Annotated in this window: 17 protein-coding genes; 8 read left to right on the forward strand and 9 right to left on the reverse strand. The window is 71.5% G+C overall.

Features of this window, described 5'->3' with window-relative positions:
• Positions 1-72: 72 nt before the first annotated feature.
• Genes D187_RS11800 through D187_RS11815 form a run of 4 tightly spaced genes read right to left on the reverse strand, consistent with a single transcriptional unit; the run spans position 73 to position 4,536 of the window.
• A complete protein-coding gene (locus tag D187_RS11800; protein WP_002631932.1) occupies positions 73-2,475 on the reverse strand; it encodes a YfhO family protein in 2,403 nt (800 codons plus the stop codon).
• The gene (locus D187_RS11805) at positions 2,475-2,879 is read right to left on the reverse strand and encodes a cytidine deaminase (protein WP_002631931.1); all 405 of its coding nucleotides are present in this window, start codon (positions 2,877-2,879) and stop codon (positions 2,475-2,477) included. Before D187_RS11805 ends, D187_RS11800 begins: the two co-directional genes overlap by 1 nt.
• Positions 2,876-3,235, reverse strand: a complete 360-nt coding sequence (locus D187_RS11810) for a PilZ domain-containing protein (RefSeq protein WP_002631930.1) — start codon at positions 3,233-3,235, stop codon at positions 2,876-2,878. The genes D187_RS11805 and D187_RS11810 overlap by 4 nt, the downstream gene beginning before the upstream one ends.
• Positions 3,232-4,536, reverse strand: a complete 1,305-nt coding sequence (locus D187_RS11815) for a thymidine phosphorylase (protein WP_002631929.1) — start codon at positions 4,534-4,536, stop codon at positions 3,232-3,234. Before D187_RS11815 ends, D187_RS11810 begins: the two co-directional genes overlap by 4 nt.
• Before the next feature lie 169 nt (positions 4,537-4,705).
• Between D187_RS11815 and D187_RS11820 the strand changes: the two genes are divergently transcribed.
• The 4 genes from D187_RS11820 to D187_RS11835 all read left to right on the forward strand — a co-directional run bounded on the left by D187_RS11820 (position 4,706) and on the right by D187_RS11835 (position 9,249).
• The gene (locus tag D187_RS11820; RefSeq protein WP_081713664.1) at positions 4,706-6,169 is read left to right on the forward strand and encodes an ABC transporter ATP-binding protein; all 1,464 of its coding nucleotides are present in this window, start codon (positions 4,706-4,708) and stop codon (positions 6,167-6,169) included.
• The gene (locus tag D187_RS11825) at positions 6,162-7,301 is read left to right on the forward strand and encodes an ABC transporter permease (protein ID WP_002631927.1); all 1,140 of its coding nucleotides are present in this window, start codon (positions 6,162-6,164) and stop codon (positions 7,299-7,301) included. The genes D187_RS11820 and D187_RS11825 overlap by 8 nt, the downstream gene beginning before the upstream one ends.
• Positions 7,294-8,223 (forward strand): ABC transporter permease, encoded by a 930-nt coding sequence (locus D187_RS11830; RefSeq protein ID WP_002631926.1) that lies wholly within the window; start codon positions 7,294-7,296, stop codon positions 8,221-8,223. The genes D187_RS11825 and D187_RS11830 overlap by 8 nt, the downstream gene beginning before the upstream one ends.
• 540 nt (positions 8,224-8,763) lie before the next feature.
• A complete protein-coding gene (locus D187_RS11835; protein WP_002631925.1) occupies positions 8,764-9,249 on the forward strand; it encodes an ATP-binding protein in 486 nt (161 codons plus the stop codon).
• A 63-nt stretch (positions 9,250-9,312) separates the two neighbouring features.
• Here the strand turns inward: D187_RS11835 and D187_RS11840 are convergent, their stop codons facing one another.
• The 4 genes from D187_RS11840 to deoC all read right to left on the reverse strand — a co-directional run bounded on the left by D187_RS11840 (position 9,313) and on the right by deoC (position 13,079).
• Positions 9,313-9,981, reverse strand: coding sequence for a hypothetical protein (locus tag D187_RS11840; RefSeq protein ID WP_002631924.1), 669 nt, complete (start codon positions 9,979-9,981; stop codon positions 9,313-9,315).
• Positions 9,978-11,720 carry a phospho-sugar mutase gene (locus tag D187_RS11845; protein ID WP_002631923.1) on the reverse strand — a complete coding sequence of 581 codons (1,743 nt, stop codon included), beginning with the start codon at positions 11,718-11,720 and terminating at the stop codon, positions 9,978-9,980. The genes D187_RS11840 and D187_RS11845 overlap by 4 nt, the downstream gene beginning before the upstream one ends.
• A gap of 89 nt (positions 11,721-11,809) precedes the next feature.
• Positions 11,810-12,202: a TraR/DksA family transcriptional regulator gene (locus tag D187_RS11850; RefSeq protein WP_002631922.1), complete on the reverse strand. Its 393-nt coding sequence runs from the start codon at positions 12,200-12,202 to the stop codon at positions 11,810-11,812.
• 43 nt (positions 12,203-12,245) lie between these two features.
• Positions 12,246-13,079 carry a deoxyribose-phosphate aldolase gene (gene deoC, locus D187_RS11855; RefSeq protein WP_002631921.1) on the reverse strand — a complete coding sequence of 278 codons (834 nt, stop codon included), beginning with the start codon at positions 13,077-13,079 and terminating at the stop codon, positions 12,246-12,248.
• A gap of 69 nt (positions 13,080-13,148) precedes the next feature.
• Here deoC and D187_RS11860 point away from each other — a divergent pair, with 69 nt between their 5' ends.
• From D187_RS11860 to D187_RS11870, 3 genes are read left to right on the forward strand one after another with little or no spacing between them, the layout of a single operon-like run.
• Positions 13,149-14,330 (forward strand): ComEC/Rec2 family competence protein, encoded by a 1,182-nt coding sequence (locus D187_RS11860; RefSeq protein ID WP_002631920.1) that lies wholly within the window; start codon positions 13,149-13,151, stop codon positions 14,328-14,330.
• Positions 14,327-15,685 (forward strand): ComEC/Rec2 family competence protein, encoded by a 1,359-nt coding sequence (locus D187_RS11865; protein ID WP_002631919.1) that lies wholly within the window; start codon positions 14,327-14,329, stop codon positions 15,683-15,685. Before D187_RS11860 ends, D187_RS11865 begins: the two co-directional genes overlap by 4 nt.
• Positions 15,682-15,939 (forward strand): DUF3006 domain-containing protein, encoded by a 258-nt coding sequence (locus D187_RS11870; RefSeq protein ID WP_002631918.1) that lies wholly within the window; start codon positions 15,682-15,684, stop codon positions 15,937-15,939. Before D187_RS11865 ends, D187_RS11870 begins: the two co-directional genes overlap by 4 nt.
• Before the next feature lie 2 nt (positions 15,940-15,941).
• On the opposite strand, the gene D187_RS58700 is transcribed toward D187_RS11870, so the two are convergent.
• On the reverse strand, positions 15,942-17,699 hold the full coding sequence (locus D187_RS58700; protein WP_002631917.1) for an AgmX/PglI C-terminal domain-containing protein: 1,758 nt from the start codon (positions 17,697-17,699) through the stop codon (positions 15,942-15,944).
• Positions 17,700-17,846: 147 nt separating this feature from the next.
• On the opposite strand from D187_RS58700, the gene D187_RS11880 reads away from it, so the two are divergent.
• Positions 17,847-18,134, forward strand: a complete 288-nt coding sequence (locus tag D187_RS11880) for an FYDLN acid domain-containing protein (RefSeq protein WP_002631916.1) — start codon at positions 17,847-17,849, stop codon at positions 18,132-18,134.
• Positions 18,135-18,555: the final 421 nt, after the last annotated feature.

Genomic DNA, 18,555 nt, shown 5'->3' on the forward strand with positions numbered 1-18,555 from the left:
CGCGCATCCTAGGGAGGTGCACCCCACCCCGCGATGGGCTCCGTCCAGTACCCAACGCCCCGCGACCTCTGCTCAGCGCGGGACGGCGGGAGACGCGCGCCCCACGGCCCGCTGGCGTCCCTGCACGAGCATCGCGAGTCCGAGCAGGCCCAGCGTCACCAGGGTGATGATCGCCCCGAGCCGCTGGCCGGGAGCGCGGAACGAGAAGGTGACCTGGTGGGTGCCCGCCGTCAGCCGCACGCCCCGCACCGCCACGTTGGCCGGCAGGATGGAGGCGGGCCGCCCATCCACCGTCGCGCTCCAGCCCGAGTAATAGGCGTCGTTGAGGACCAGCGTGGCGGGCTGGGTGGCCTCCACCTCCAGCACGACCTCCTCTGGCGCGTAGCGCACGAAACGCACCTGGCCGAGCGCTCCGGCGCTCTGGGGGGCCTCGACATGCTCCGGGCCGGGAGGACACTCCAGGACCACTTGCTGGCCGGGCGTGAAGGAGCGGGAGAGGAGCAGGGCCCTGGCCGCGCCTTCATCCGGCACGCACACCGGCGTGGCCAGGTAGGCACGCGGCAGCGTCAGGGGATTGCGCAACAGCAACTCGTTGAAGCGCGGAACCTCGGTGAGGATGACGTCGGGCTCGCCGTTGAGCCGCCGGTACTCCCGCGCGACCACCGTGACGTACTTCACGCCGAAGAGATCCAGGACCCGGCTCGGAGGAAGATCGAGGGGCGCCTGCTGTATTCCCAGCAGGCTCGCGGCCCGCCAGGAGGCGACGGGAAGGTAGGGCCTGGCGCTCTCCAGGTGCCAGAGCGCGGGGGTGCCCGGCCAGAGGGAGTCGAGCATGTTGATGGACTGGATGTCGATGGCGGCGATGCCCTCGATGGCCTCGTGCTCCTGGAGTTCCGGCGCCACGCCATAGACGCGGGGCCGGACGGCGCCGCTGTCCTGCTCGGCCTCCAGAATGGTCCCCACCACATGGGAGGGACTCTCCAGCAGTTCCGGAATGGTCACCTGGTACACGTCCCCGTTGGCCAGGTAGAGGATGACGAGTTGGAGCGAGACGAGGGCCCAGCCCAGGGGGGCGGGCGCTCGCACCCGGAGCAGCACGGCCCCCATCACCCCGAGCGTCACCCCCGCGACCACGGACGCGAGCAGGACGTTGCCGTGGAGGATGTCCTGGATGTCGGGCCGCGGCGTCTTCCAGAGGGCACCGATCACCCCGTGGGAGAACACCCGCCCGCGCCACTCCGCCAGCGCGAACAGGCCACAGAGCGACGCGAGCACGAACGCGGCCCGGCCCAACCCGCGCGACAGGACGGGCTCGCGCAGCACGGCCTGCAGCCCCGCGCCCGCGCCCAGGGCACAGGCGAACATGAAGTAGGGCAGCAACTTCTCCGGATAGCGGAAGACGTTCCAGACGGGCATCCACCGGTACAGCCAGCCATACAGGGGCAGGTGCCGTCCCATCGACAGCGCCAGCACGAGCAGCGCCAGGGCCGCCACCGTCCACGCCAGGGCCCGACGGCGGTGGGCCCAGAGCGCCGCGCCCACCAGGAGCAGAGCGGGCGCGCCCACGTGCACCGAGTTGACCCAGAAGGAATGCATCCCGGTCTGGAACAGCTCATCGGCCATCGCGAACGAGGCCACCGCGTCCGTCTCGGGATTGAGGAAGATGGGGCCGAGCACGAACTCGAGCATCCGCAGGGGATGGAACGAGAAAGAGGTGGCCAGCTCCAAGGTCGACGCGGAGGGCCTCGAATCCCCGAGAATGCCGAGCACGGGAGCAATCTGCACCGCGGCCAGCAGGGCGGCGAGCACGATGAGCAGCACGGCCCGGGACGCCGCGCGCGGCAGGGAGGCACGCTCCGGACGCAGCAGCACGAGCACGAGCACCAGGGCACAGCACAACGCGAAGCTCTGCGGCTCGCCGCTCAGGAGGATCAGACCCAGCGGGAGCGCGGCGGCGGCGGCGCGGCGGGCGGACGGCTGGTGCAGGAAGCGCTCGGCACCCCACAGGGCCCAGGGGAAGGTGGCGGCGGCCATGAGGTAGAGCAGGTTGTTGCTGATGCCCACCAGGTAGCCACCCAGCGCGTAGGTGATGCCCGAGAGCAACGCGGACCCGCGCTCCAGACCCCACTGCCGGGCGAAGCGGTAGGTGCCTCCCAGCGCCGACACATAGGAGCCGAGCGCGATGACCTTGAGCGCCACCCCGAGCGGCAACAGCAGGTACAGCACGTTGGTGGGGTGGAAGACCCCGGAGATGAGCATGCCCGCCAGGGGCTGACCCAACCCGTCGTAGGGATACCAGGCCGGGAACTCCCCCTGGGACACGCGCTCGGCCCAGTACTGCTTGAGCGGGTAGTAGACGAGCAGGATGTCGCGCGCGATGAAGACGTCCGAACTGAACGTCGCCCGGTGGAAGTAGAGCAGCGGCAGGGCGAGGGTGGCCGCCACCATCGCCAGCCGGGACGGACCACGTGACATCAGAGGAAGTCGCTGGTGAACGCGTGGGGCAGCAGCTCCCCGAGCGAGTAGCGCGCCTCGTCTCCCTTGAGGTTGCGGCTGCGCACGGGCAGCTCCCTGGGAGCGAACTCCAACATCACCTGCCGGCACATGCCGCACGGCGGACACGGCGTGGGCGTGTCCACCACGATGGCCACCGCCACCGGACGGCCGCGACCCTGGGCCACCCCCGTCGCCAGCGCGCTGCGCTCGGCGCAGGCGGACAGGCCATAGGAGGAGTTCTCCACGTTGCAGCCCGTCACCACCTCACCATCCGCGTACAGCACCGCCGCGCCCACCGGGAAGCGGGAATAGGGAGCATGCGCGCGCTCGCGCACCTTCGCCGCCGCCTCGAAGAGACTGTCCCAGGGTATGTCCGTGCTCATGAGCCACCTCGTTGGTTGGACTCCGCCTGCTCCACTTCCTCCAGATACTGGGCGATGCGCCGCTCCAACTCGTCCGGCAGGTCCAGGAAGCGCACGTGCGCGGAGGTGCCGCGCGCGCCATAGCTCACGTTGAGCACCTGACCCCGGACCTGGAGCTCCTCGCTCGTGCCGGGCAACTTGAAGCGCGCCTCCACTTCGGTCCCCACCGACAGGGCCGCGCCGTGCCAGGCGAAGCCCCCCAGCGAGATGTTACCCTCTCGGGAGTCGAACGGGTCCGAACTCCCCGCCCTTCGGATCCGAAAGCGCATCGACACCCGGAGCGAGGCCCGCCGCTCATCTCCGGACGATGCACTCATCCTAATCGCTCCAGGATCAACGGCTGGGGCTCGGGTGCCCGAGGCCCACAGGTATAGGCCGCCAACAGTCGCGCCCGCACATCCTCCACCGGCGCCGGGTCATTATAGTGGATGCGTACCAACGGGTCTCCCTTCTTCACCGGCTCACCCACCTTGCGCAGCAGGGTGAAGCCCACGGCGGGATCGATGCGGCTGTCCACCCGCTGACGTCCTGCCCCCAGCGCCACCGCCGCCAGGCCCACCGCCTCCGTCTGGATGCCGGTGACGAAGCCCTCCTCGGTCGCCAGCACGTCCACCTGCGCGCGCGCCTGGGGCAGACGGGAATAGTCGTCGATGGCGCGCGGGTCTCCCCCCTGCGCCTGGACGATCTCCTGGAGCTTGCGCACCGCGCTGCCATCCGCCACCGCCCGCTCCAGCTTTTGACGCGCCTCGGCGAGCGAGGCCGCCCGGCCCCCCAGCACCAGCATCTCCGCGGTGAGCGCCAGCGTCACCTCGGTGTAGTCGGCCGGGGCGCGGCCGCGCAGCATCTCCACGGCCTCCACCACCTCCAGCGCGTTGCCCACCGCGCGCCCGAGCGGCTGGTTCATGTCCGTGAGCAGCGCCGTCACCTTGCGGCCCATCTCCGCGCCCACGCCAATCATCGTCCGGGCCAGGAGCCGCGCGTCCTCCACGGTCTTCATGAAGGCGCCACTGCCCACCTTCACGTCCAGCACCAGCGCGTCGATGCCCTCCGCGAGCTTCTTGCTCATGATGGAACTGCAGATGAGCGGGATGCAGTCCACCGTGGCCGTCACATCACGCAGTGCGTAGAGCTTCTTGTCCGCGGGCGCCACCGAGGCCGTCTGGCCGATGAGGCAGCAGCCCACCTCGCGCACCAGACGCCGGTAGTCGCTCACCGGAAGGTCCACCTTGAAGCCGGGAATGGACTCCAGCTTGTCCAGCGTCCCTCCCGTATGCCCCAGGCCTCGCCCGGAGATCATCGGCACGGGCACCCCGCAGGCGGCCGCCAGGGGCGCCAGGCTCAACGACACCTTGTCCCCGACCCCGCCCGTGGAGTGCTTGTCCACCTTCACTCCGGGCACGTCCCCGAGGTCCAGCACCTCACCGGACTCGAGCATCGCCCGCGTCCAGGCGCCCAGTTCCACCGCGTCCAGTCCCCGGAAGAAGACCGCCATGCACAGGGCGGACATCTGGTAGTCCGCGACGTCCCCCGAGGTATACGCCTCGATGAACGCCCGGATGTCGCCGGGTTCCAACCGATTCCCGTCCCGCTTGGCCTTGATGAGCTCGTAGGGTCTCACGCGCCAAGGCCATAGCAGGAAGGAGCGCGGGCATGCACCCGGAAGAAAAGCCCGCAGTCCCCCATCCACCAACCGGGACCCCTCCGCCATCTGATGATAAAGGGGGGAGGTCTTGATCTCCCTCCGGCACATCCACAAGCGCTTTGGCGCCGTGACCGCCCTGGACGACGTGTCCCTGGACATCGGCACCGGGGAAGTGCTCGCCCTGGTGGGCGAGAACGGCGCGGGCAAGTCCACCCTCATGAACGTCCTCTATGGGCTCTACCACGCGGATGCGGGGGAGGTGCTCGTGGGAGGCCAGCCCGTGCGCCTGAAGAGCCCCCGGGACGCCATCGCCCGGGGCATCGGCATGGTGCACCAGCACTTCATGCTCGTGCCCACCCTCACGGTGGCGGAGAACGTGGTGCTCGGCCGCGAGCCCACGCGCTTCGGTCGCCTGGACCAGGAGCGGGCGTGCCAGGAAGTGGCCGCCACGTGCGAGCGCTTCGGCTTCAAGTTGGACCCCCGCGCCCGCGTGGACACGCTCAGCGTCGGCTCGCAGCAGAAGGTGGAGATCGTCAAGGCGCTGCACCGCGGCGCGCAGGTGCTCATCCTCGACGAGCCCACCGCCGTGCTCACCCCCCAGGAGTCGGATGACCTGTTCCGGGTGGCGCGGGGGCTGGCGGCGGGAGGGCGCACGGTCGTCTTCATCAGCCACAAGCTGCGCGAGGTGCTCAGCGTGGCCGAGCGCGTGGTGGTGATGCGGCGCGGCCGGCGCGTGGCCGAGGTGCGCGCCGCGGAGACGAGTGCCCAGGAGCTGGCGGCGCTGATGGTGGGCGACGCGCGTGCCCTCACCTCCGAGGCCCAGGCGTACCACCCCCCGACGGGCGAGCGGCTGCTGGAGACGCGCGAGCTGACGGCCCGGGGCGAGGACGACCGGCCCGTGCTCCGGGGCGTGTCGCTGGAGGTCCACGCGGGGGAGATCGTCGGCATCGCCGGGGTGGACGGCAACGGGCAGCGCGAGTTCGCCGAGGTGCTCACCGGCCTGCGGAAGGTGAACTCGGGGAGCGGCACGATTCTGGGCGGACCGCTCGAGGGGCTGACGCCCGCGGAGGCGCGGCGCCGGGGCGTGGGCCACGTGCCGGAGGATCGGCTGTGGCGCGCGGTGGTGAAGGCCATGAGCGTGGAGGAGAACGTGGCGCTGGGGCGGCAGGACCAGGCGCCCTTCGCGCGGGGGCCCCGGGTGGACTTCGAGGGACGCCGCGAGCGCACCGAGACGTTGCTGAAGGCCTATGACGTGCGTCCGCCGGATCCGCGGCTGGCCCTGCAGGCGCTCTCCGGCGGCAACCAACAGAAGGTGGTGGTGGCGCGCGAGCTGGATGCCTCGCCCCGGCTGCTCGTGGTGGTGCAGCCCACGCGCGGCCTGGACATCGGCGCGGTGGCGCAGGTGCAGGCGAAGCTGCGCGAGGCGAGAGACAGAGGCGCCGGCGTGGTGCTCGTCTCGTTGGATCTGGAAGAGGTGCTCGCCCTGGCGGATCGTGTCTACGTCTTCTTCGAGGGCCGCGTGAGCGGCACCTTCACCCGGCCCGAGTTCGACGAGCGGGAGATCGGCCGGCGGATGCTGGGAACCGGACAGGAGGTGGCCCATGGGTGAGCGGCTGCGCGCGGTGCTGCCCTCGGTCTTCTCCGTGCTCCTCGCGCTCGCGGTGTGCTGGTGCTTCATCGCCCTCACGCGCGATGCGCGGACCGCCACCGACGCCTACTTCCAGATGCTGCGCGGGGGTCTCGGTGACTGGCCGGCCTTCCTCGACGGGGGACGCGTGGCGCTGCTCACCCGGCCCCTGGGCGAGGCGGCCATCAAGGCGTCCATCCTGTTGCTCACCGGCCTGTCGGTGGCGGTGGCCTTCAAGGTGGGCCTGTTCAACATCGGCGCCCAGGGGCAGATGCTCGTGGGCGCGCTGGTGGCGGCGCTGGTGGGCGCGTGGTGGGAGCTGCCCGGGCCGCTGCACGTGCTCGCGGCGCTGCTCATGGCGGGGCTCGCCGGGGGCACGTGGGCGCTCATCGCCGCCTGGCTCAAGCTCGCCCGGGGCGTGCACGAGGTCATCTCCACCATCATGCTCAACTGGGTGGCGGTGAGCCTGGTGGACAACTGGCTCGTGGTGGGCCCGTTGCGCGCCGGAGCCGGCACCACCCTGTCCACCACGGGCACCCCGGAGATCCTCCCCAGCGCGCACCTGCCGCGGCTGCTCGGGGAGCTTTCGCGGCTGAACCTGGGCTTCCCCCTGGCGCTGGCGGTGGCGCTGGCGCTCTGGGTGTGGCTGTCCTGGCTGCGCACGGGTTTCGAGACGCGCGTGGTGGGACTGGGCGCGGAGGCGGCGCGGGCGGCGGGCATTCCCGTCGCCCGGCGCACCGCGCAGGCCATGGGGCTGGCCGGAGGACTCGCGGGACTGGCGGGCGCGGGGCTCGTGCTGGGCACCGAGCTGCGCTACCCCGGCACGCTGGGCGCCCCCTACGGCTTCGACGGCATCGCCATCTCCCTCATCGGCAACAGCCACCCGCTCGGGGTGACGCTCTCGGCGCTCTTCTTCGGGGCGCTGCGCGCGGGCGGCACGCGCATGCAGCTGCTCGGCGTGCACAAGAGCTACCCCGAGCTCATCCAGGGCCTGGCCCTGCTCTTTGTCGCGGGCCGGCAGGTGTGGCTCGCCCTGCTGCGCCCCCGGCGGCGCGCGCCCCAGGCGTCCGCCCAGGCGACGCCCGCCCCGGGTCCGGAGGTGCCACGTGCTTGAGGTGTTGGAAGCGCTCCTGTCCTCCACGCTGGAGTACTTCCCGGCGCTGGTCTTCGCCACCCTGGGGGCCACGCTGTGCGAGCGCTCGGGCGTCATCAACGTGGGCATCGAGGGGATGATGCGCGCGGGGGCCTTCTGCGCCGCGGTGGCCTCCCTCTCCATGCCCACCCCCGTGGGGGTGATGATGGGCATGCTCGCGGGCGCGGGCATCGCGGCCGTGCATGGCGCCCTGTGCATCCACTGGCGCTCGGACCAGGTGGTGTCCGGCATGGCCCTCAACCTCGTGGCGACCGCCGGCGGCACCTACCTGCTGGAGTCGCTCTACGGGCCCAACGGCACGCCCCCCATCCAGCAGCTCACGCGCTGGCACGTGCCGGGACTGGACGCGGTGCCGCTCTTGCGCGTCTTCTCCGGGCACTCGGCGCTCACCTGGCTCGCCCTGGTGCTGCCCTTCGCCTTCCACGCCCTCTTCTACCGCACCCCCTTCGGCCTGCGGCTGCGCGCCGTGGGAGACAAGCCCCACGCCGTGGCCACGCTCGGCCTGTCCGTGCCCGGCCTGCGCTGGCTCGCCGTGCTCGGCTGCGGGCTGTTCGCGGGCCTCGGTGGGGCCACGCTGTCCACCGCCGTGCTCGACCGCTTCGAGCAGCACACCCCCGCGGGGCTCGGCTTCATGGCCCTGGCCGCCATGGTGTTCGGCCGGTGGACCCCCCTGGGCGCCCTGCTCGCCGCGCTCTTCTTCTCCGCCGGCAACGCGCTGCGCATCGGCCTGGCCTCCAGCGCCCCCGGCCTCCTGAACGTCATCCCCCAGGGCTTCCTCCTCGCCCTGCCCTACCTGCTGACGCTCGCCCTGCTCGGCTTCCAGGGCCGCCGCACCCACGCCCCCGCCGCCCTGGGCACCCCGTACGAGCAGGAATCCCGCTGAAGCCAGGGGAGGCCACGCTCCCCCCGCGGCCTGGAGTTCGTTCCGGACCGTGGGGGCGGTTTTTTACAATATGGGTCCGGGCAGCCCTGGGTCATTTCCGACCAGGAATCAGTCTGGACCCTCCCATCTGACAGAATGGCCCGTGGAAGCGGAACACGCCATCGTCTGGAGAACGCGACAAAGTCCCGTTTTTCCAGGATGCGGTGATTGGCTGTCTCTGTCCAGACAGAGTGGAAAAGACGAAAAGGCAGCGGCACGGAGATGGCATCTAATAGGCGATGCCTGCACTCGGGCATGTTCGCGGAGGAGTGGGGGGGCCGCGAAGGCCAGGGTGCGCAGGCTGGTACCGGACGTAGGGGCAGTATGGGGCGGGATGGGGAAAGGAAGGGGGCCGGCGTCCTGGGGCATTCGAGGGGGGGCCGACGTGAACGACGAACAAAAGATGATGGGTGGGGTGACGTGATGAGCGCGGTGGCGATGGCCTGTTGGCCGCAACAAATGCTCGTGACGGGTGGGGAAGGTCGAGGCCGACTGGCGAGCGTGAACGCCCGCGAGGACGGCGACGAGCAGCACCTGGACCTGTGCACGCTGGCACGCGAGGCGGTCTCGCTGCTGCGCACCGCCGGACACGTGGAGCCCACCGAGGTGCAGTTGGAGCTGCCGGACGAGCCGGTGTTCGCGCGGGTGAATCCGTGGCGCATGGCGCAGGTGCTGCTCCACCTCATCGCGGATGCCGTGGGCGCGCGCCGGAGCGCGCAGAGCGCCAGCAGCACGCGGGCCGTGCGCTTGAGCGTGGAGCCGCAGGACGACTTCGGGGACTACGGCCCCACCATCCAGATGCGCTACATGGGGCGCGGCGTCCCGGCACAGCCCTCGCGCGAGGCGAGCAGCCCGGAGGGACTCGAGGCGGCGCGCGAGCTCGTGGAGGCCCAGGGCGGACACCTCGCGGTGCAGCACCACGGGAACACGGGCACCACGGTCACCGTCACCGTGGAGTTGCCGGACCAGGGCACCGCGAGCTGGTAGCCACGAGGGGCCCCCTGGGTCCGCCGTGAGCCGGGGGCGAGCCCCCGGGCTCCGGGCGCCGGACTACAGGTGGAAGGCGACGCCGAACGTGGCGTCCAGCGTGAAGCGCGCGCCACCCCGGTAGTAGCCGTAGTAGCTGCCGATGGACGGCCCCATGCGCACGTTGAAGTTGATGGCGAGGTTGCGGGCCACGAAGTACTCCAGCCCGCCGCCCACCAGCAGCGGGAAGACGGGGCCGCCGCCCGGACCGAAGATGACGTAGAAGGGCACGTCCACGCCGATGTTGAGCATCAGCGCGCTGCCCACCGGCAGACCCAGCGTGAGGGACAACGGCAGGGACAGGCCCACGTCGGTGTAGTTGTCGTCGTAGAAGTAGAAGAGGGGCCCGGGCGCGAAGCTCAGTCCCACGTTCACCTGCGACGTCTGCAGCAGCATCAACCGCATCCAGGCCTGGAGCTTGATGCCCGGCACCACGCTGGTGACGATGCCCTCGCGGCCGTAGTTGAAGCTGAACTTGCCGCCGATGTCGAAGCGCGACGTGGCCCCGTGCAGCAGGCCCAACGAGATACCCGGCCAGCCGAGCTGGCCATTCAACACGGTGGCACCCTGCCCCACCGTCTGTCCCGAGAGCACGGACCACCCCTGACCCCGGCCGTAGCCCTCCTGCGCCATGGCGGCTCCCGACACGAGGAGCATGCCCACCACGAAACCACTCACGATGCCGCGTTTCACGCTGTGACCTCCGGCTGCCCCCGCTCGCGCGCCAGCGCGAGGAAGGCGTCGATGAACTGTTGGAGCTGGGCCTCCGCCCGGGCGCGCGCGGCGGACACCGGCTCGCCCGGACGGGGCGTCTCCTTCAGCTCGAAGTAGTATTTGATCTTCGGCTCCGTCCCCGAGGGCCGTGCCGTCACCCGTCCCCCCCCCTCCAGCTCGAAGGCGAGCACGTTGGAGGGCGGCAGCTTCTCGCCCTTCTTGTAGTCCGTCACCGCCCGCACCGTGCGCGAGCCCACGCGGGAGAGGGGCGAGGCGCGCAGGCCCTCCATGATGCGCGCGATGACCTGCGCGCCCTGGGCGCCCGGGAAGGTGAAGTTGCGCTGGGCGCTCACGTAGAGGCCGAAGCGGCGCTGGATCTCCTCCAGGTAGCCGGCCACCGTGGTGCCCCGTGCCTCGCACCAGGCGGCCAGGTCCGCGAACACGAGCGCCGCGCCCACCCCGTCCTTGTCCCGCGTCACCGTGCCCACGCAGTAGCCGAGCGCCTCCTCGTAGCCGAAGACGAAGCGGGTGCCCTCGGCGCGCTCGCGCTCGAGGGAGCGGTTGGCGATCCACTTGAAGCCGGTGAGCACCTCGTCGTACGCGGCGCCCAGCTCGCGCGCCATGTCGCCGAGCTGCGTGGAGGACACGATGGTGGTGACCACGTGCGGCGTGGCACCAGCGGCCTGCCTGGCCCCCTGCGCGAGCACGTAGTGGCCCAGCAGCACGCCCACCTCGTTGCCGGTGAGCATGCGCAGCGCGCCGTCCTCCCCGCGCACCATCACCGCGAGGCGATCCGCGTCCGGGTCATTGGCGAGAACCAGGTCCGCGTTCACGCGCCCCGCGGTGGCGAGCGACAAGTCCATGGCCCCCGGCTCCTCGGGGTTGGGAAAGCGCACGGTGGGAAAGGTGCCATCCGGCTGGTGCTGCTCGGCCACCACGTGGACGTGGCGGAAGCCCGCGCGCGCCAGGGCCCGCTCCATCCACACGCCGCCCACCCCGTGCATCGCGGTGTAGACGATGCGCAGCGAGTCCGAACCGCGCCCATGCACGCGCAGCCGGAGGATGGCCGCCAGGTACTCCTCGCCGAGCGAGTCCGGCAGCTCGTGCCACAGGCCGCGGGCACGCGCCTCGTCCACCGCGAGCAGCCGCACCTGGTTGGCGGGCTCCACGCGGGAAATCTCCGCGGCGATCCCCTTGTCGTGGGGAGGGATGATCTGCGCGCCGTTGCCCCAGTAGACCTTGAAGCCGTTGTACTCGGGCGGGTTGTGGCTCGCGGTGACCATGACGCCCGCGGCGGCATTCAGGTGCAGGGTGGCGAAGGCGACGAGCGGCGTGGGCACCAGGGAGGGGAAGACGTGGGCGGGGATGCCCTCGGCGGCGAGCACGCGCGCGGTGTCTTCGGCGAGCTCCGCGCTCAAGCGCCGGCCATCGCGCCCCACCACCACGCCGCGGCGGACGACGTCCGGCACGGTGGCCTTGAGGTAGCGCGCCAGGCCCGCGGTGGTCCGGCGCACCACCGCGCGGTTCATCCGGTTGGGCCCCGCGCCCATGACGCCCCGCAGGCCCGCGGTGCCGAACTCCAGGTCGCCCGCGAACCGGTCCGCCAGGTCCGCCGCGTCCCCGCGCACGAGCACCTCGCGCAGCTCCGCCACGGTGGCCGGGTCCGGATCCGCCCGCAGCCATGCCTCCGCCTTGTCCTTCAGCTCTATCGCGTCCATCTCCACCCCTCCTTAAGCGGTTGCCGCGTCGCCCACGTGGCCGGCCTTCTGCGTCTGTTCAGCGATGGTCACCCGGCGCCCTCGTGCTGTCAGGTGTAGTCGGTGAGCTTCTTGCGGGTCGGCCCACCCTTGGGCGCGTCCCTCTGCCCCTGGCAGTTCACGCAGAACTCCACGTAGGGCACGGCCTCCAGGCGGGCGGGGGAAATCTCATCCCCACACTCCTCGCACTCGCCGAAGGAGTCCGGATCCTGGCGCAGCTTGCCCAGCGCCTTGAGCACGCGCTTCAACACGGCCTCCGAGTTGCGGTTGCGGTTGGAGGCGATGGCCTGGAGCATCTCGTTGAGCGGCTGCTCGTCCTCGTCGCCCCCCACACGCCCCTCGTCGGTGCGGTTGGGCTCGATGCGCGCGGGCGTCTTGCCCGTCAGCTCCGCGTGCAACTCCAGCAGCTTCTGCTTGAACTTCTCGCGCTGTGCGTCGGTCACGGCCTCTCTCCCTCGGTGGGCCAGGTGGTGGGCCAGGTGGGGGCTAGTACTTCGCGGCGGAGGACTGGCCGGAGACGATGGCCACGGAAGCCGAGGCCCCCAGCCGGTTGGCCCCTGCCTGAAGCATGCGCAGGGCGTCGTCGGCGGAGCGGATGCCGCCGGAGGCCTTCACGCCCACCTGGTCGCCCACCACGCGGCGCATGAGGGCCACGTCCTCCACGGTGGCGCCCCCGGGACCGAAGCCCGTGGACGTCTTCACGAACGCGGCGCCCGCGGCCCGGGCCAGCACACAGGCGGCGATCTTCTCGTCGCTGGTGAGCAGCCCCGTCTCCAGGATGACCTTCACCGGGAAGGGCCGGCTCGCCTCCACCACCTGGGCGATGTCCTGGAGCACGAGCGCGTAGTCACGCGACTTGAGCGCGCCCACGTTGAGCACCATGTCGATTTCCCGGGCCCCCTCACGCACGGCCTCGCGCGCCTCGTGGGCCTTGGCGCTCGTGAGCGCCGCGCCCAGGGGAAAGCCCACCACGGCGATGGGCACCGAGGAGGAGCCCGCCAGGATGCCGGCCACCGTGGCCACGTGGCTCGAGTTCACGCACACCGTGGCGAAGCCATGACGCACCGCCTCGTGGGCCACGCGGGTGATGTCGTCGCGCGTGGCCTCCGGCTTGAGCAGCGTATGGTCGATGAACGGGGCCAGATCCGCGGGGCCCTGCACCGTCCCGGGAGGCACGGGCGCGGTGCCCACGACACGGGGCGTGCTGGCGGACGCGGGGGACGCCGACGGACCGTTGCCCGCCGGGACTCCAGGCGAGCTCTTGCGGATGAAGTCGGCGAGCTCCTCGACGACGCGCTGGATGTGCTGGGCCTCGGTCATGGCGCGCGGTCTAGCCCAAGTCCGGGCCACTCGGGAAGCGTCGGCACATGGGATAGAGTCCTGCGGGACATGGCATTCGCGCGGCACCTCTTCGCACTGCTCCTCCTGCTCGCCGCCTCCTCGGGCCGGGCCGCCCCCCTCAAACCCCTCTCCGTCTACTTCTTCGACGTGGGCCAGGGGGACGCGGCGCTCATCGTCTCGCCCACCGGGAAGACGGTCCTCATCGACGCGGGCCCCCCCGAGGCCGATGAGCGGCTGGTGCCCCGAGTGCGCGAGCTCGTCCAGGGGCCGTTGGATCTCGTCATCCTCACCCACCCCCACCTGGACCACCTGGGCGGCATGGTGCGGGTCCTCCAGACGGTGAGGGCCCGGCGCTTCATGGATCCGGGCTTCGACCACCCGAGCGAGGCCTACCGCGAGCTGCTGAAGGTGATGGAGCCGAGGAAGGAGCAGCAGAGGCAGGAAGTGGTGGACCAGGTGATGAATCCCGAACCCAATCCGAGCAACCCCGAGGCGCCGCTGACCATCGGGCTGGGCGAGGGCGCGTCGCTCAGCATCTACTGGCCGCGCGCACCCCAGCAGCCCTTCCTGAAGGGCACCCGCTCGGACGCCAACTCCAACTCCATCGTCGCCCGGTTGACCTATGGCGGCACGTCGTTCCTGTTCATGGGGGACGCCGAGGCGGAGACCGAGGCGGCCCTGCTGGCCAGGCCGGTGGACCTGCGCGCCACGGTGCTGAAGGTGGCGCACCACGGGGGCCGCTACTCCTCCACCGCGCCCTTCCTCGCGGCGGTGCGGCCCCAGGCGGCCGTCATCTCCTGTGGCGTGGGCAATGAGTATGGGCACCCCACCGCGGAGGTCCTCCAACGACTCGGGGCCCAGGGAGCGCGCGTGCTGCGCACGGACCGCGACGGAGAGGTGCTCGCGGTGAGCGACGGCGACCGGGTGACCTTCACGACCCGCGAGGGCAATGCCCCGCCCCTCGTCGTCTCCGGTGGACCGGCGGGCCCCTCCGCTCCCCTCGCCCCGCCCGTGGACGTCCCCCCGCGCGCGGACTCCCCGAAGACGCAGCACGCGGCCCCCTCGCCCGGCACGGGCCCGACTCGCTACGTGGGCCTCAAGGGCAGCAAGGTCTTCCACCGTGAGGACTGCGCCACCCTGCGGCGGTCGAAAACGCAGGGGCGCACGATATACACGGATCGCGACGCCGCCCTGCGCGAGCGCCGGCCCTCCGAGGATTGCAAGCCATGAGCCGTCCGCTACGGACCTTCATCACCCTGTTGGGCCTGTGGCTCCTCGGAGCCTGCGAGAAGCCCACCGCGCCCCCGCCCCCCGCGGCGGCCAAGGCCGCCCAGGCCACCCCGTTGCGCTACTTCGGCCGGCCGGCCGATGGAAAGCTGCACGTCTACTTCCTCGACGTGGACCAGGGAGACGCCACGCTCATCGTCTCGCCCACCGGGCGCACGGTGCTCGTCGACGCGGGCCCCCCCTCCGCGGGAGCCCACCTGGCCAACCGGCTGCCCGAGCTGCTCACCGGAAAGCTCGATCTGGTCATCCTCACCCACCCCCACGTGGACCATTACGGGGGACTGTCGGCGGCCCTGGGCGCGGTGGGCGCGCGGCGACTGCTCGAGCCGCAACTGCCGGGCACGCCCGCGGACTACGACGCGCTGCTGGGCGCGATCGGCACCAGCGGCATGGAGGTGTTCTCCCCCGCGCCCCCGGCCAACGCCGAGCCGCTGCGCCTGCCCCTGGGCGGAGGCGCGGAGCTGACCGTGCTCTGGCCGCGCGCGCCCACCGAGAAGCTGTTGACCGGAGACAACCCCCAGGAGCTCAACTCCATCGTCCTGCGGCTCACCTACCAGGACACCAGCGTGCTGCTGCCGGGCGACGCCCTGGAGAAGACGGAGCAGTACCTGCTGGCCCGTGGGGCGCCGCTCCCCTCCACGTTGCTCAAGGTGGGAGCCCATGGCGCCGCCACGGCCAACAGTGCCGCGTTCCTCGACGCGGTCCGGCCCCGGGCGGCCCTGGTGTCCACCGGCGCGGGCAGCCCGGAGCTCGCTCCGTCCCGGAACGTGCTCGGACGGCTGGAGGCGATGAAGGCGCGCGTCTTCCGTACCGACCGGGATGGCGAGGTGCACGCCGTGAGCGACGGTCAGCACTTCACCCTCACCCCCCAGCGGCACAGCGCGGGCAGCGGGCCGGGGGAGTCCGAGAGCTTCGAGGGAAAGCTGGACCCGGCCGTGGCGGAGCGGGGTGATGCCGGCACGCCCGCGAGGGACGCGGCAACGGCCGCACCGGGCAAGACCGAGGTGGCGGCCGCCTCCAGAGCACAGCCCCGAGGGGGCCCGGCGAGCGGCCAGGGCGTGGACATCGATCTGGACAAGGCCCCCCCCCCCACGCCGAAGACGGTCCGGGAGGAGCGCGCTCCCTCCCCGGCCGACGGCCGGACGCGCTACGTCGCCAGCCGCAAGAGCGATGTCTACCACCTGCCCGACTGCCCCGCCGTCAAACGCATCAAGGACGAGAACCGGCTCAACTTCACCACCCGCGAGCAGGCGGCCAGCGGCAACACCCGACGGCCCGCCAGGGACTGCCACCCATGAAGCGACGAGCACCGCCCAAGTCCAAGGTCACCGTGGATCGCATCGAGGAGGACGTGGCCGTGCTCGTGGTGGACGGGCGCGAGGTGCGCCGTGCGCGCGCGGAGCTGCCCCCCGGCGTGCGCGAGGGCGACGTGCTGGACCTGGAGACGATGACGGTGGACACCGCCGCCACCGAGCGCCTGCGCGACGAGGTGCGCCAGGCCCGGGAGCGCGCCCTGAAGAAGGCGCCCCCTCCCGGGGACTTCGACCTGTAGGGCTAGCCGGACCTCGAGAGCACGAGCTGGATCTCCACCTCGACGTCCCCCCCCGAGAACTTGGGGAACACCATGCGCTGGGCGCGCTCGATGAAGCACTCGCCCGAGGGCGAGCCGCCGATGTCGGGGCGATCCATGGCCACCTTGGTCACCTCGCCCGAGTGGGTCACCGTGGTGGTGAGCAGCAGCTTGCCATTGCGCAGCCGGGGGTTCTTGCGCAGCGCCTGGGCGATGCACGTCTTGAACGAGGAGCGCGAGCGCTCCACCACGCGATCGATTTCCTCCTTGGGAGGACCGGATGCGGGCGCGGGCGCGGGCGTGGGCGTGGCCGGCTGGAGCGGAGCCACCTCGATGTCATCCGTCCCCTCGGCGGCGGGGGCGGCCTGGGTCTCGCTCCCAGCGAGGGCGGTGCCCGCGTCCGCGAGCGCCGCACCCGGGGCCTGCTCCCCCGGGGCCTGCTCACCCGGAGCCTGGGCGGTGCCGTCCGGCTCCGCGGGCGCCGGCACCGCTTCACCCCCCGCGGACGGCTCGGCGGAAGGGGACTCGGCGGCGGGAGTCTCGTTGGTGGGCGCCTCGGGCGACTCGCCGGAGGGCGCCTCGGCCTGGGGCTCCGCAGCGGGCCGTGGGGCGGGAGGCTGGCTGGGGTTGCCCATCAGGACGTTGCGCAGCTCCTCGAGCCCCTCGGGTGTGAAGACGGACACGGTCCGCGGCACCGTGTTGCCCTCGGCGTCCGTGCCGTAGACGCGCAGTGGCACCACCTGTAGCTCGGTGAGGGCGATCACCGCCCCCACGGGGAGCAACACCAGCAGCAGCAGGACGAGGGCCACCTTCGCGCCCACCCCGCGACCCCCGGCCTTCCCCGCCCGCGCCTTCTTCTTCACGGGCCCGCTCGGAGGCTCTTCCGCCACCTGGTTGACCGGGGTGTGTTCGTCATCGAGCCCGGCGAAGCCCCCGCGCGCGTCATACCCCGCGGCGCGCTGCTGCTCGGCGGCGGGAAGGTCCAGGTCGGAAAACAGCTCCCCGAGGGGCGCGGCGGCGGCCTGGGCGTCGGCGACGGCCATGGGCCCGGTGTCATCGGCCTCCGGCTCCCACGGCGTGGAGTGCTTGACGCGGGAGGCGGGGGCCGGAGCCGGTTCGGGCTCGGGCTCGGGTTCCGCCTCGGGTTCGGGTTCGGTACGCCAGCTCGTCTGCGAGTCGGGAGGCGGCTCGGGTTGCCACGAGGTGGAGGAGCGCGCCATGGCGGGCTCGGGCGGAGGGATGGGCTCGGCGGGGGGCGGAGGCTCCTCGGGCAGGAAGAGCCCCTCGAGCGCGGGCAGGTCCTGGCCCCGCTTCCAGTCCGCCATGCCCTGCTGCCAGAAGTAGCTCCGGGCGGTGACGGTACCTTGCGCCACCATCTCGCGCAGGGCCCCATCCTCCAGCGGCCCCTCCTGCTTGCCCTTGACCATCACGAACCAGGGCGCGGCCGCGTCGCCCACCGGCATGGCGCGCGTGGGCTCGTCCTCCCAGGACGTCGCCGACACGGCCTGGGCCTGGGCTTGGGCCTGGGCCGCCTCTTCCTCGGCGAGCGTGCGGTCCTGCTCGCGCAGCCGCTCCACGTCCGCCAGCGACACGACGCGCGTGCTCTCCTCCATCTCGGCGGGAGGGCCCTCCACCGAGATGACGTTCTGGCAGTTCTTGCACCGCACCTTGACGGTCTTGCCGCGAACCTTGTCGTCCGCGATGGAGTACCGCCGCTCACACTTGTTACAAGAGAAGTTCAAAGGGGATGTCCCGCGCACGCACACCGGGGCGAGCGTGGGGAATGCTAACCCCATGGCGGTGGAGTGCAAACCACCGGGTTGACTCCGCCTGTCAGCCCAACTAAGAGCCGCCTCCCCTACCCTCTTGACACAGATAGAAGGTGGCGCATGCCCGCGAAGGACCTCGGGAACAAGCACGTCTGCTTCAAATGCAGCACGAAGTTCTACGACATGAAGAAGCCGGACCCCCTGTGCCCGAAGTGCGGCGCGGATCAACGCGAGAGCCCCGCCCTCAAGGCTCCCGCCGAGGGGGGACGCCGGGGCCGACTGGCCGCGGCGCCCAAGATCATCGAGCCCGCCGAGCCCGAAGAAGCCGAGGTGGGCGACGAGGAGGAAGTGGCGGAATTCGAGGACGAGGACGCCGAGGTCGCGGCGGACGACGAAGAAGAGATCTGAACGGTTGGCGGGGTTCCCTCGAGAGCAATCCCGAGGGGCCCCACGGCCTCACGCCGGATCGCGCTGCTGGGCGACGGCCATCTGATGGAGGGTCTGGCGCAGCTGCTCGTAGCGCAGCGGCCCCAGTGTCTGCACGCCCACGGGACGGCGTGGACCCTTCCCGGCGACCCGTGGCCGGGACCGCGGTGTACGGCGGGGAGTGGGTCGCTTCTTGGGCTGCATGGGTGTCGTCCCCCAAATGGTCTGCGCTCCCTGTAGCAGGTTTTTCATCTCCACCACAACTTTCTGATGAGGGTGCGCCAACCCGCTCGCTTGTCCGGCCGGCGAGGTGTCCGGGGCAGCGCGGACGTGATGGGTGCGTCTTGCGAATGTGCCCGCGCGGAGGGATGAGGAAGGGACGATTTGGGCGTTGGACCCTTCA

This window comes from Cystobacter fuscus DSM 2262 (genome assembly GCF_000335475.2).
GTDB lineage: Bacteria > Myxococcota > Myxococcia > Myxococcales > Myxococcaceae > Cystobacter > Cystobacter fuscus.

Excerpts from the sequence above, each read along its gene's own strand:
- D187_RS11800 (WP_002631932.1), bottom strand. The coding sequence starts at position 2,475 with ATGTCACGTGGTCCGTCCCGGCTGGCGATGGTGGCGGCCACCCTCGCC.
- D187_RS11805 (WP_002631931.1), bottom strand. The coding sequence starts at position 2,879 with ATGAGCACGGACATACCCTGGGACAGTCTCTTCGAGGCGGCGGCGAAG.
- D187_RS11810 (WP_002631930.1), bottom strand. The coding sequence starts at position 3,235 with ATGAGTGCATCGTCCGGAGATGAGCGGCGGGCCTCGCTCCGGGTGTCG.
- D187_RS11825 (WP_002631927.1), top strand. The coding sequence starts at position 6,162 with ATGGGTGAGCGGCTGCGCGCGGTGCTGCCCTCGGTCTTCTCCGTGCTC.
- D187_RS11845 (WP_002631923.1), bottom strand. The coding sequence starts at position 11,720 with ATGGACGCGATAGAGCTGAAGGACAAGGCGGAGGCATGGCTGCGGGCG.
- deoC (WP_002631921.1), bottom strand. The coding sequence starts at position 13,079 with ATGACCGAGGCCCAGCACATCCAGCGCGTCGTCGAGGAGCTCGCCGAC.
- D187_RS11860 (WP_002631920.1), top strand. The coding sequence starts at position 13,149 with ATGGCATTCGCGCGGCACCTCTTCGCACTGCTCCTCCTGCTCGCCGCC.
- D187_RS11865 (WP_002631919.1), top strand. The coding sequence starts at position 14,327 with ATGAGCCGTCCGCTACGGACCTTCATCACCCTGTTGGGCCTGTGGCTC.
- D187_RS11870 (WP_002631918.1), top strand. The coding sequence starts at position 15,682 with ATGAAGCGACGAGCACCGCCCAAGTCCAAGGTCACCGTGGATCGCATC.
- D187_RS11880 (WP_002631916.1), top strand. The coding sequence starts at position 17,847 with ATGCCCGCGAAGGACCTCGGGAACAAGCACGTCTGCTTCAAATGCAGC.